Origin of the sequence: Streptococcus sp. 5004 (assembly GCF_013276755.1) — a bacterium.
Taxonomy (GTDB): domain Bacteria; phylum Bacillota; class Bacilli; order Lactobacillales; family Streptococcaceae; genus Streptococcus.
In genome coordinates, this window is sequence record NZ_VMLP01000003.1 from 14,106 (window position 1) to 27,518 (window position 13,413).

At 38.0% G+C, this 13,413-nt stretch carries 8 protein-coding genes and 2 pseudogenes; all 10 read left to right on the forward strand.

Annotation, left to right across the window (positions count from 1 at the left end; translation table 11 throughout):
* Positions 1-255 precede the first annotated feature (255 nt).
* The 10 genes and pseudogenes from HT685_RS01240 to HT685_RS01285 all read left to right on the forward strand — a co-directional run bounded on the left by HT685_RS01240 (position 256) and on the right by HT685_RS01285 (position 13,358).
* The gene (locus HT685_RS01240; RefSeq protein WP_173227236.1) at positions 256-4,161 is read left to right on the forward strand and encodes a hypothetical protein; all 3,906 of its coding nucleotides are present in this window, start codon (positions 256-258) and stop codon (positions 4,159-4,161) included.
* A gap of 163 nt (positions 4,162-4,324) precedes the next feature.
* Positions 4,325-4,981 carry a response regulator transcription factor VncR gene (vncR, locus tag HT685_RS01245; RefSeq protein ID WP_173227234.1) on the forward strand — a complete coding sequence of 219 codons (657 nt, stop codon included), beginning with the start codon at positions 4,325-4,327 and terminating at the stop codon, positions 4,979-4,981.
* Positions 4,978-6,306 carry a sensor histidine kinase VncS gene (gene vncS, locus HT685_RS01250; protein WP_173227232.1) on the forward strand — a complete coding sequence of 443 codons (1,329 nt, stop codon included), beginning with the start codon at positions 4,978-4,980 and terminating at the stop codon, positions 6,304-6,306. The genes vncR and vncS overlap by 4 nt, the downstream gene beginning before the upstream one ends.
* Positions 6,307-6,446: 140 nt before the next feature.
* Positions 6,447-7,328, forward strand: coding sequence for a class II fructose-bisphosphate aldolase (locus HT685_RS01255; RefSeq protein WP_001018997.1), 882 nt, complete (start codon positions 6,447-6,449; stop codon positions 7,326-7,328).
* A gap of 187 nt (positions 7,329-7,515) precedes the next feature.
* Positions 7,516-7,976, forward strand: a pseudogene (locus HT685_RS01260) (DNA polymerase); the annotation flags it as partial.
* Positions 7,973-8,335, forward strand: coding sequence for a hypothetical protein (locus HT685_RS01265; RefSeq protein WP_173227250.1), 363 nt, complete (start codon positions 7,973-7,975; stop codon positions 8,333-8,335). The pseudogene HT685_RS01260 and the gene HT685_RS01265, both read left to right, overlap by 4 nt.
* Positions 8,328-8,588, forward strand: a pseudogene (locus HT685_RS01270) (DUF5960 family protein). The gene HT685_RS01265 and the pseudogene HT685_RS01270 overlap by 8 nt, the downstream one beginning before the upstream one ends.
* Positions 8,589-8,663: 75 nt before the next feature.
* A complete protein-coding gene (locus tag HT685_RS01275) occupies positions 8,664-10,625 on the forward strand; it encodes an N-6 DNA methylase (protein ID WP_173226533.1) in 1,962 nt (653 codons plus the stop codon).
* Complete coding sequence (locus HT685_RS01280; protein WP_173226531.1) at positions 10,615-11,619, forward strand: restriction endonuclease subunit S; 1,005 nt, start codon at positions 10,615-10,617, stop codon at positions 11,617-11,619. Before HT685_RS01275 ends, HT685_RS01280 begins: the two co-directional genes overlap by 11 nt.
* Positions 11,619-13,358, forward strand: coding sequence for a DUF262 domain-containing protein (locus tag HT685_RS01285; RefSeq protein ID WP_173226529.1), 1,740 nt, complete (start codon positions 11,619-11,621; stop codon positions 13,356-13,358). The genes HT685_RS01280 and HT685_RS01285 overlap by 1 nt, the downstream gene beginning before the upstream one ends.
* The last annotated feature ends 55 nt before the right edge of the window (positions 13,359-13,413 follow it).

Below are 13,413 nucleotides of genomic sequence, written 5' to 3' on the forward strand. Positions count from 1 at the left end.
CAATGGTGAAAATCATTGCTTTCAGTTGCTTTCTTTGTACTTTAGTACTTAAATATGATATACTAAGGTTATGGAATTTATTAGAAAGGAGTTTCGCAACTTATATATGGAATTGTGCATAAAAATCTATAGAAATCTTATCTTGAAAATAGATAGATAAATCTGTAGAAGCCTATCCATATCGCAAACATAGGCTAGTAGACCTAGGCAGGGTCTACCTTGGAAAATATAGAATAGTGAGGAAAAATAAACATTATGAGACAAACAAATGTTAGAGGAAGCTTGTCCCTCCGTGGTTTTAGAAAATTGAGAACTGGTGCAATTGTTGCGACAGGTGTGATTCTACTGGGTCTGGGCTTTTTAGCTCCAACTGTATCAGCCAGTGAACAAGATGGTGTCTGGGTAGCCAGAACAGTTGAGGAAGTGAAAGCTGACCTTCAAAAAGAAGGTGATTTATTTAAGTATGTCATTAAGTGGGGAGATACATTAAGTGTTATCAGCGAAGCAAGCAATATCCCTGTAGATGTACTCCAAGAAATGAATCAAGCTTCAGGAAAGAATTTATTCTTACCGCACAATGAATTGTACTTTACTGAAGCTGAAACGGTTTCAGATACAGTCACAAAACACAAGATTGTCATCAAAGAAAGCGGTGCAAGTGGCGAAGTTCGTACTTATGAAGTCTTGCTCAAGAAAGACCAAGAAACAAAAGCTGTTACCTTTGAATTAACAGATGTCACTGAGAAAGTTGAAAAAATGACTGTGAACTATAGCCCAGTCTATCAGCCTGTATCAGCACCAGTAGTGGAAAGATCGGAAGAATTAGGTGAAGAACCTGCTTCAGAAGCACCAGCAGAGACAAGCCCAGAAGTTAAAGAAGAAACAGAAGCTCCAGTAGCACCAAAAGCAGAAGAAGCAGCGACAACTCCAGCACCAAAAGTAGAAGAATCAGCGGCTACAACGCCAAAAGCAGAGGAGCCAGCATCTCCAGCACCAAAAGCAGAGGAAGAACCAGCGACTTCGGAACCAAAATCAGATGAGCCAATGACTCCAGCACCGAAAGCGGAAGAGCCAACAGAATCATCTGAACCAAAAACAGAAGCATCGACAACTCCGGAAAATAAAGAAGAACAACCGGGTGCAACAGAAGCAACGGAACCAGAAATAACAGAGTCAGAGGTAGCGAAACCATCTGAACCAAAAGCAGAAGCTTCAGGAACTTCAGCAGAAACAACACCTAAAGAAGATGCAACTGAAGGAAAAGTAGAAGCGCCGAAAGTTGAAGAACCAGAGGCGTCAGCTGAACCAACAGAACCAGCGCCAGTGGTAGAGGAAGGCACTTCAGGAGAACAAGATCAACCAGCAGAAGAAACCCCAGCACCATCAAAACCAGAAACCCCAGCTTCAACAGCAGAAGTAGCAAAGGAAGCTGAAGGAACAGAGCCAGAGATGGTAACACCAGCTGAACCAAAAGCAGAAACTCCAGCAGAATCAACTGAATCAAAAGCAACCGAGCCAGAGGTAGCTAAACCAGCTGAATCAAACGCAGAAGCTGCAACAGAATCAACAGAAGCTTCAGGAACTTCAGCAGAATCAACACCTGACGGAACAGTGGACTCAGCGCCAGCTCCAAAAGAAACTGAAGAAGCAGGAGCAACAGCAGAAGAAACCCCAGCTCCAAAAGAAAATAAAACAGAAGGAACTACACCAGGTGCAACAGCAGAAGCAGGGGAAACAACAGGAGAAGCTTCAGGAACAGCAGGGGAATCAACTGAACCGAAAGATAGTGTAGAATCAACACCTGAAGGAACAGGTTCAGAAGAAGCAGGAGCAACAGGAGAAGCTTCAACAGGATCAACTGAAGCAAAAGCAACAGACCCAGAGGTAGCACCAAAAGAAGCTGAAGAACCAGGAACATCTGAAATTACAGAACCAGCAACAACAGCGCCAGCAGCAGACTCTACAAGTGAGGATACTAACGAGAGTAAATCAGAAAAACCAGTAGCAGAAGAAACCCCAGTTACAGAAGAACAACCTGCTACAGACACGGATTCATCAGCTGAAACAAGTAATTCAGCCGACTCAAGTCCATCAACTGGATCAACAGCTACAGAAGGACCAACTGATACAACGGGAAATACTTCAAATAATTCATCAACAGACTTCACTCCTTCAAGTGATGAAACTACAGAACAATCTGGAAGTTCAGTTCCAGAAGCAGAAGAGGCATCCCCAGAGGTTGTCAAACCAGCTGATCCAAAAGCGGAGGAATCAACAGCAACAACGCCGAAGGCAGAAGCTCCAACAGAATCAACTGAACCGAAAGAAAGTGTAGAATCAACACCAGAAGGAACAGTGGAATCAGAATCAGCTCCAAAAGAAATAGGAGAAGGAGAGAAACCAGCACCGAAAGAAGCTGAAACAGAAGGAAAAGTTTCAGAAGCTTCAGGAACAACAGAAGGAACTCCAACAGAATCATCTGAAGCAAAAGTAACAGAGCCAGCGGCTGAATCAACAGTTACAGAAGGAACAACACCAGAAGTAAAAACTACAGGAGATGAAGAAAAAGACTCAAAAGTAGAAGATACAGATAAAGAAGCAAATTCAACAGAAGGGACAGTAGATTCAACATCAGTACCAAAAGAAGTAGGCACAGAAGGTAATAACGAAGAAACAAATTCACAAAATGCTGAAGCTTCAACTGGAGACGGAAACTCAGAATCAACAACATCAACTTCTGATAAAGCAAAAAGAGAAGAAGTAGTAAATGGAACTGAAGAAACAGACGGAGCTAATGTAGAATCTGAACAGAAAGCAGAGACTCCGAAAGTTGAAGAGTCAGAGGCTACAACTTCAGGAAATCAAGGTCAACCAGTAGAAGAATCTTCAGAAACAAAAGAAGCAGAATCAACTCCAGTAACGGACAATGTCCCTTCAAATAATTCATCAACAGACGCTACAACTGATGGCAACTCAAACGATTCAACTTCTAATGAAGAAAACTCTCAAGACGATGAACCAGCTGTAGAACATCAAGATTCAGAGAAGTCTTTAGAGGAAGATACCAAAAATAGTAATAAAGCTGCGATTGATGATCATAAAAAACTAGCTGAGGAAGCTATTTCTACTAGTGATCTAGACGATACTCAAAAACAAGAGGCTCGAGATAGATTAAATGAACTAACAAATCTCTACTATAAAAAATTAGAAGAGGAGAAAGATTTTGAAAAACAAACTCAGTTAGTTGATGAATATGAGACTTTGAGTCAAAGTATTCAAACTCCAGGAGCGACTATAGAAGGAGCAGCAGATTATACTAAACCTATCGAAAGTCATGCTGGTGGAACAACTATAGATGAAAATAGTACAGTAGCAAACAGCGCACTAACTTCTAGCAATCCATCTTCTCAGCCGTCCTCATCTGAAGACTCACCACAAGCACAACCTGCGGCAACGTCGGACAGTTCTACAACTGGTGACTCAGGCTTCCGAAGTGCAGGAACTTACCAACCTCGAGTAACTCGTCGTCGTAGAAGTATTGAGGAACCTCAAAACACAGTCTCTATTTATTATAATTTTGATGGTATGAAAGATATTCCAGGATTCTTCGGTGACCCTGGTGAAAAAAATGATATTGAGATTCCAAAAGATGCTTCTGGGGAAAAAGTCAAATCACTGATTAAAGAAAAAATAGATGCCAAAAAATCAGAATTAGCTAAAAGAGGATATCAATTTTCGGAAGATATATTCGTTGAGTATACTCATCAAGATGCAACTCATTATGACTACGTAGTCACTTTCACTAAGCAAGCTACAGGAACTACAGGCTTTAGAAATGCTCCAGCAGTTCAACCACGCGCTAGCAGAAATCGTAGAAGTCTAGAACAGCCAGCTCCTCAAAAGGTCAAAGTAAATGTATTTTATAACTTTGATAAAATGAAAGATATTGCAGGTTTCCTAGGATATATCGATGGAACTTCTCTTGAAATCGTGGAAGGTTCAACAAATGAACAACAGGTGAAAGTAGCAGTTCAGAACCAAGTTGAAGCTAAGAAAGAAGAGTTGAGAAAACGTGGCTACACTTTCAAAGAGGACTATGTCTATCAAGCTAATGGGAAAGATTATAACTACGTTGTAACATTTTCAAAAGCAACTAAATAACGTTCATTTCACGGGGAGTGAAATGTGAGCAGAGAGAGCGATAGGCTCTCTTTGTTTTATCTAGTAGTCAGTTACTTAAAGACAAAAGGCCAGCAAGAGACTATAATAGAAATAGAGTAGGTATTTATTCTAAGAAAAATAAAAAATAGAGAGCAGTTAAAGTATGAAAATTTTAATTGTAGAAGATGAAGAGATGATCCGTGAGGGGGTCAGTGATTATTTGACGGATTGTGGCTATGAAACCATTGAGGCGGCAGATGGTCAGGAAGCCTTGGAGCAATTTTCTAGCTATGAGGTAGCCTTGGTTTTACTGGACATCCAGATGCCCAAGCTCAATGGTCTAGAAGTGCTAGCTGAGATACGCAAAACCAGCCAAGTCCCTGTCTTGATGCTGACCGCCTTTCAGGATGAGGAATACAAGATGAGTGCCTTTGCCTCTCTGGCAGATGGCTATCTGGAAAAGCCCTTCTCCCTCTCCCTCTTAAAAGTGAGAGTGAACGCGATTTTCAAGCGCTACTATGATACAGGACGAATCTTCTCCTATAAGGATGCCAAGGTAGACTTTGAGAGCTACAGTGCTAGCCTAGCAGGTCAAGAAGTGCCCATCAATGCCAAAGAGTTGGAAATTCTGGACTATCTGGTGAAAAATGAAGGACGAGCCTTGACTCGATCTCAGATAATCGATGCCGTCTGGAAGGTGACAGATGAGGTTCCCTTTGACCGTGTCATTGACGTTTATATCAAGGAATTGCGGAAAAAGCTAGACCTGGACTGCATCCTCACTGTGCGCAATGTTGGTTATAAATTGGAGCGAAAATGAAACGAACAGGCTTATTTACAAAGATATTTATCTACACCTTCTCGATTTTTAGTGTTCTGGTTATTTGCCTTCATTTAGCTATTTATTTTCTTTTTCCTTCGACTTATCTGAGTCATCGTCAGGAAACCATTGGCCAGAAAGCGACAGCTATTGCCCGGTCACTAGAAGGAAAGGATAGACAGAGTATCGAGCAAGTCTTAGACTTGTATTCCCAGACTAGTGAGATTAAGGGGGTGGTCAAGGGAGAGATGACCGAGGACAAGTTAGAAGTCAAGGACAATCTTCCTCTGGATACAGATCGTCAGACAACCTCTCTTTTTATCGAAGAGCGCGAGGTGAAAACGCAAGACGGTGGCACCATGACTCTCCAGTTTCTTGCTTCCATGGATTTGCAAAAGGAAGCAGAGCAAATCAGTCTCCAGTTTCTTCCCTATACCCTGCTGGCATCCTTTCTGATTTCACTTTTGGTGGCTTACATCTATGCTCGGACCATTGTTGCCCCCATTTTGGAAATCAAGCGGGTGACCCGTCGGATGATGGAACTGGATACTCAAGTGCGATTGCGCGTGGATTCTAAGGATGAGATTGGTGATCTCAAGGAACAAATCAATAGCCTCTACCAACATCTTTTGACAGTTATCGCGGACTTGCATGACAAGAATGAAGCCATTCTCCAGCTGGAAAAGATGAAGGTCGAATTCCTACGAGGAGCTTCTCATGAATTGAAAACACCGCTGGCTAGTTTGAAAATCCTAATCGAAAACATGAAAGAAAATATCGGGCGTTATAAGGATAGAGACCACTATCTGGGAGTTGCCTTGGGGATTGTGGATGAACTCAATCACCATGTTCTGCAGATACTTTCTCTCTCGTCTGTGCAGGAATTGCGAGATGATAGGGAAACAATTGACCTCCTCCAGATGACGCAAAGTCTAGTCAAGAATTATGCCTTGCTAGCCAAGGAAAGAGAGCTTCAGATAGACAATAGTTTGACTCATCAGCAGGCCTATTTAAACTCATCTGTCATGAAATTGATTCTGTCTAACCTTATCAGTAATGCTATCAAGCACTCTGTTCCAGGCGGCTTGGTCCGCATCGGGGAGAGAGAAGGGGAACTTTTTATCGAGAATAGCTGTAGCTCAGAGGAACAAGAAAAACTAGCCCAGTCTTTTTCTGACAATGCTAGTCGCAAGGCCAAGGGTTCTGGGATGGGGCTCTTTGTGGTTAAGAGTCTATTGGAACATGAAAAATTAGCTTATCGTTTCGAGATGGCGGAGAATCGTTTAACCTTCTTCATAGCTTTTCCAAAAGTCGCCCAAGACTAGGGAGAGAAAGGGTTTACATAGATGAAGCTAGAAGAAATTCAATCGAAACTGCGGGAAAAACTAGATTTTTTTGTCAAAAAGTGATAAAATGAACAATGTAAATGGGATGACCCATAAAAATATACAGGAGGCCTGATAAAATGGCAATCGTTTCAGCAGAAAAATTTGTCCAAGCAGCTCGTGACAACGGTTATGCAGTTGGTGGATTTAACACAAACAACCTTGAGTGGACTCAAGCTATCTTGCGCGCAGCAGAAGCTAAAAAAGCTCCAGTTTTGATCCAAACTTCAATGGGTGCTGCTAAATACATGGGTGGTTACAAAGTTGCTCGCAACTTGATCGCTAACCTTGTTGAATCAATGGGTATCACTGTACCAGTAGCTATCCACCTTGACCACGGTCACTACGAAGATGCACTTGAGTGTATCGAAGTTGGTTACACTTCAATCATGTTTGACGGTTCACACCTTCCAGTTGAAGAAAACCTTAAATTGGCTAAAGACGTTGTTGAAAAAGCACACGCTAAAGGTATCTCAGTAGAAGCTGAAGTTGGTACTATCGGTGGTGAAGAAGACGGAATCATCGGTAAAGGTGAATTGGCTCCAATCGAAGATGCTAAAGCAATGGTTGAAACTGGTATCGACTTCTTGGCAGCTGGTATCGGTAACATCCACGGTCCTTACCCAGCAAACTGGGAAGGTCTTGACCTTGACCACTTGCAAAAATTGACAGAAGCTCTTCCAGGATTCCCAATCGTATTGCACGGTGGTTCAGGTATTCCTGATGAGCAAATCCAAGCAGCTATCAAACTTGGTGTTGCGAAAGTTAACGTTAACACTGAATGCCAAATCGCATTCGCTAACGCAACTCGTAAATTTGCTCGTGACTACGAAGCAAACGAAGCAGAATACGACAAGAAAAAACTCTTCGACCCACGTAAATTCTTGGCTGACGGTGTAAAAGCTATCCAAGCATCAGTTGAAGAACGTATCGACGTATTCGGTTCAGAAGGTAAAGCATAAGAAGCTTGTAAAAGCTTGATATAAAAAGGTTTATCTGATTTGGATAAACCTTTTTTCTTTGTTTTTCCACAAATTTGCCACACTTATATAGTTAACGAATCTAAAACAGGAATGATTAGTTCTTTTGTTTTTTGTGTAACGTGCAAATAGATATCTGTAACACTACTTCCTCTTGTGTGTCCTACACGATTTTGAATTGCTTCGAAAAATGTTAGAACAGGTCGCTATTCGTCTTAGACGATCAGGTAAGAAAACAACTGTTGTCTCAATTCATGTAGGCTATTCCAAACAGGAAAATAAAAAATCAATCAACACACAAAAAAGAACGAAGCAACTAATCATACGGACACGCTAACTAATGTAGTTTTACAGTTATTTCATCAGAAATACAGTTCAGGTGCTGTAAGGAACGTTGCCGTCAACTATTCGGGTCTAGTGTATGAATTGTTTGGACTAGTTTCTTTATTTGATGATGTTGAAAAAATAGAAAAAGAAGAAAGGCTCCAATCAGCGATTGACAGCATACGAGATCAGTTTGGGTTCACTTCACTTTTAAAAGCCAATGCGCTTGAGTCAGCATCAAGAAGTATCGCTAGAAGTAAACTAATCGGAGGTCATTCTGCTGGTGGACTAGATGGTTTAAAATAATTGATCGTTCCTATTTGCCCTATCAGTCTGCCCGAGAATATCAAGACTCAGGTATGCAAAAGTGGATGGGCTTCTTTTTATCTGAACATACCACATCACTAGGGGAAGAGAAATATCGTGTCGATCTAACTAGTGACTTGAACAGAACAGAAAAATTATTGTTACTTTCTCAGGTTTATGTTGGGAATTTAAAGGGTCGCTTTATAGTCAAACAAAAAACTCAAAAAGTAACTTTGATTGGTGAAGTGAGAGAAATTTCAGCAAAAGAAGTATCTATCAAGACCTATGAAGGATACCGATTGATTCAAGTGGAAGACTTCTTGAGCATACAGTTATTAGAAGAGGTTACCTATGAGTAGAAAAGAACTCTATGAGAATAAATTACAGATGGACTATTTTTCAGACAACTATATTCGATTTGAAGAAGACTTCCAGAAGTATTCTTCAATGGATGTTCCATTAACTTTTCTAGTTGATGACATCCTTAGAACAATGGCAATGAATTAGAAAAACTACTTCAAGTTGAATAAAGAGAACGCCGAGGATGGCAGGGATCATTATTTTTATTTTGAAGTTAGTGAAAGTCAATTAATAAGAAAATTAAGTATATAAATATCAAAGAAAGTAGCAANNTTGCTACTTTCTTTGATATAATGGGAAATGATAAACTTAAGGAAGTGAAAAAATATGGCAAACGAAGCAACAGCAACTGACCAATACGTCAGAAGAGAGATAGAAAAATTTGGTATCCGCTATGATGAGCAAGGTTCTTCTCATCCAGAAATTGCTAAAGCGCTAAAAGGAGCTAGCAAACAAGGTAAATCTGGAATTGGAAAGCCTGAATTTGTTATGCAGATCTCAGATTACCTTATTGTGATTGAAGATAAAAGGGACAATGATAAACTTATTAATCTTTCCGGGGATGGTTCTATTGCTAAAGATATTCCATCATTGTCAGGTTTTGCTGTAAATGGTGCTGTACACTACGCAAACCATATCGTAACGAAAACAAGCTCTTTTGATGAAGTAATCGCAATAGGTATTACTGGGGATGAGGAATTTCATAGCATTCAACCTGTATTAGTTTCTATCACTGAAGAAGGAATTACTGAAAAAAAACTTCCAAAGTTAACTGATCTTCAGGAACTTCATCCAAACAATATAAATGAATGGTATTCAGTAAATGTACTTGAAGAATATTCTATTGAGCAAAAACGTATTTTTGAATTGCAAAATGTTTCAAAAGAATTACATGAAGATTTACGAAACTACGCTTCGCTCGAAGGTGAGAATAAAGCAACAGTAATTTCTGCAATTCTTTTAGCCCTTAATGAAGAAGATTTTGATATCAAAAAATTAACAGGTAATAAGTATCCTAGAAAAACTGATGGTAGAGAGGATACAACAAGACCAGTAATTGATAATGATGGAATGAGAATTCTAAAAGCAGTTAAAGATTACATTGCATCTGAAGGTGTTTTGCCAGAAGACAAGGTCAATATTCTTCTCAATAAGTTCTCGTTTTTAGAAACGAATGTCCGGCTGAATGAAAAAAACGAGACATTAGGAGTTACACCGCTTCATTATTTTACTAAAAAATTACAAGATAAAGTTATCCATCACTTTAAACAAAATACAGATTACGATATTTTGGGTAATTTCTATGGTGAGTTTGTGAAATATGGTGGAAGTGATGGGAACGGTCTTGGAATTGTTTTGACACCTCACCATATTACGACGCTTATGACGGAATTAATTGATGTGTTACCGACTGATTATGTATTGGATCCTGCTTGCGGTAGTGGTGCTTTTTTGATTTCTGCAATGAATAGAATGACTAAGCTAGCAAAAGATGAGGACGAAATCAAACATATTAAACAGCATCAACTACTGGGGATAGAGTTGCAGGAAAAGATGTTCACCGTAGCGACAACGAACATGATTTTACGAGGGGATGGCAAAAGTAATCTACAGTTAAACGATATGTTTTCTGTTACCGGTGAAGAGATCCAAAAGCAGAGAGTAAATAAAATCTTGTTTAATCCCCCGTATTCCCAAGGGAAAACAGATAAAACTCTAACAGAAATTAATTTTATTCGTCATGCGCTAGATATGCTGGTAACTGGGGGGAAACTAGCGGTGATTGTCCCTCAATCAACTATGGTTGGTAAATCTAAGGAAGAAAAGGAATATAAGAAAAGAATTCTTGAAAAACATACTTTAGATATGGTAATTACTGTAAATAAAAATACTTTCCATGGTGTGGGGACTAATCCTGTTATCGCAATTTTTGAGGCGGGTAAACCACATGATATTGAACGAAAAAAAGTTAAGTTTATAAATTTTGAAGATGATGGATTTGTAGTGAGAAAACACATAGGTCTGATTGATGACGATTCGGCCAAGGAGAAAAGACGCTTCCTCTTTGATGTAATCAATGGTAACGAGGAGGATTATACGACTGAGTTTATGGTAAAATCCACAATCCAAGCAGAGGATGAATGGTTACATAGTTTCTATTATTTTAACGATGAAATTCCAAGTGATGAGGAATTTGAAAAAACAATTGCAGATTATCTGAGTTTCCAATTTGATATGTATACCCATGGTAGAGGCTATTTATTTGAAGAGGTACAGGATGAAGAATAGAAAATGGAAAGAGTTTAGACTCGCAGAGTTATTCCAAGTAAAACGTGGCAAACGTCTTGTCGAAAGTAGTCGTATTGCGGGAATGCGCCCATTTATAACAGCAGGTTTTCATAACAGTGGAATTGCTAGTTTTATTGCAAATAGTGAGCAGGAAATTTTTCCTAAAAACACAATCACGATTGATATGTTTGCAAATGCATTTTACCGTAATTATTCCTACAGTGCAGATGATAATATTCTAGTGTTAATTAATGATGATATTTCAGAAAACTGTAAATTATTTATTACTTCAGTTTTTGATAATGCAAATCAATTTGGTTATGGAAAACAGTATAGACTAGGAAATTTTAAAAGGCAGAAAATTATGCTTCCTGTTACAAATTACGGGACGCCTGATTGGGCATTTATGGAAGAATATGTTCAAATCAAATATAATCAAATTAAGGACACCTATAAGTTTCCTGAACAACATAAAATATCAGATTTTAGAGAATTAGACGAAGTCGAGTGGGGAGAGTTTTTAATATCGGACTATTTCGATGTTAATAAAGAAAGAGGAAGTGAAAGCAACATGGATTCTTTGGCAAAAGGCAACTTACCTTTAATTTCTGCTAGAAAATTTGGAAATGGTCTAAAGGGATTCGTTGAAACTGAACCACGAAAAATTAAATCATCAAATGTGATAACTTGGAATAAAGATGGTGATGGTGGAGCAGGATTAGCCTACTATCAAGAATTTAAGTTTGCAGTTGATTCACATGTGTTTGTACTATATGCAAAATTTCCAGCCAATAAATACAATCAGTTATTTATTGTTACTTTACTTTCTAAATATAAGGAAGTTTTTAATCATGGTAGAGCAAATTCTTTATCAAGGTATAAAGCTGGAAAAATAATGTTACCAAGTAAAGATGGCTTACCTGATTTTGTTTTCATGGAACAATACATGAAGCGACTCGAAAATAGAATTATAAAGAACTGGAGATTAAATTAATGGTTTTAATTGAAAGTTCACAAAAGACGGTTGAGGAACTACTAACCTTCTTCACAAATAGTAAGACTCTGGAAGTGCCGCTATATCAGAGAGAGTATTCGTGGGAGGAAAAAAACTGGGAAGAATTTTACAATGACTTTTTACGTGCATATGAAAGAAAAAACTCAACAGACTATTGGGGAAACATATTAATTTATGATAATGGAAGCAGTTACGAAGTTGTTGATGGTCAACAAAGAATAATAACCTTCATTGTTTTTATTCACAGTTTAGGGAAAAAAATTAATAATAATGGAAAAATTCCTTTAAAATTCAAAAATTCTGAGTTAAATAGAGTTTGGGAAAGTTTATTTGATGTGGAAGATAATGGAGTTCCTAAGGAGCTTCATGAACGAAGAGGTAATAATTTTTATCGAGCATTTAGATTCTTCCAACGAAAATTGGCTTCTGAATCAAAACATATGAAGACTCGGTATTTTAATTTCTTAATGCAAACTCAGTTTTCTATAGTTACTTCACAAGACGAAGTTGAGAGTTATTTACTATTTGGTAGATTAAACACAAGAGGGATAAGGCTCACAGATATTGATTTAATTAAATACGAAATTTTTCAGAAGACAGAAAGAACCATGGGTGTCGCAGGTGGTGATTCTGTCTTGGATAAGTGGAATGAAATTCATAGGCAATTAGAAGTTTGTAAGATGAATTTTACGAGATATTTCACAGCGTGGTTTGAAGTTAAGTATAATTTTAGTTCAGAAAATTTATATCAAAATTTTTGCGACATGATAGATGAATCGGATTACCTCAGAATACTGGATGGGTTACTGTATACAGCAAAAAATATTTCTAAACTTATTCTAGATAATACTGGGTCACCGAATAGAATAAAAAGAAACTTAGAGTATCTGATAAAAATATCGAACTCCTCCAAGATATATAATGTAATCATTTCTATAGTAGATATATCATTCGATAGTAAAATTAGGCTCTTTGAAATACTTTCAGTGTATGAATTTGTACGCGCTATTACACCACCTCCAGATACTATGGCTTCTCGTATTGATGGTTGGACACGTCCAGGGATAAGCTATACATATGAGGAAATTGAGGAAGCATATTCTGAGTTTGCATCTAAAATGGCCACACTTGCAACTAATTCAGTAGCAGCGCAAATCAGAACAGATATAGCTGTTTTAAAAGATAAATTAAATAGAAAATTACCTAGCAGGGAAGACTTTATTGATTTCTTTTCAAAATTGAGATATGCAGGTAATGGAGTTTATTTCGATAGAAAAAACGAAGAGATTATGTACTCTAGATATGCGATTTATACGTTAAATAATTGGTTAGAAGTGAGGCGTCCTACTCAAGGAGAGGCATATAGAGTCTATGATGAACCAGAATATAGTATAGAACATATTATTGAGAAATCATTGGGTAATGAACCTGAAGCGTATCAATTCAAAATAGGAAATTTAGTAGTTCTTGAAGATATTATTAATACTAGGTTAAGTGGAGAATGTGATTTATCAAAAAAAATCACAGAATATCAAAATTCGAGCTATCAACAAATAAAAGAATTTCTCAATAAAGAACATAGAAATTTTGATAATCGTTATAGGGCACAGAATGATATTGAATGGGAGATAGATAATTTTTCTGAACAAGCTATTTATCGTAGGGGAAGATATTTAGCGATATGTTTCTATGAAAAAGTAATAGGTTTATTGACTTAGGATTTATAAGTGAGGATGTAGAGAATTAATATTTTTTTCGGGAAAATACTTATTT

Coding starts and splice junctions, on each gene's coding strand:
- HT685_RS01255 (WP_001018997.1), top strand. CDS start 6,447: ATGGCAATCGTTTCAGCAGAAAAATTTGTCCAAGCAGCTCGTGACAAC.
- HT685_RS01280 (WP_173226531.1), top strand. CDS start 10,615: ATGAAGAATAGAAAATGGAAAGAGTTTAGACTCGCAGAGTTATTCCAA.
- vncR (WP_173227234.1), top strand. CDS start 4,325: ATGAAAATTTTAATTGTAGAAGATGAAGAGATGATCCGTGAGGGGGTC.
- HT685_RS01275 (WP_173226533.1), top strand. CDS start 8,664: ATGGCAAACGAAGCAACAGCAACTGACCAATACGTCAGAAGAGAGATA.
- HT685_RS01285 (WP_173226529.1), top strand. CDS start 11,619: ATGGTTTTAATTGAAAGTTCACAAAAGACGGTTGAGGAACTACTAACC.
- HT685_RS01240 (WP_173227236.1), top strand. CDS start 256: ATGAGACAAACAAATGTTAGAGGAAGCTTGTCCCTCCGTGGTTTTAGA.
- vncS (WP_173227232.1), top strand. CDS start 4,978: ATGAAACGAACAGGCTTATTTACAAAGATATTTATCTACACCTTCTCG.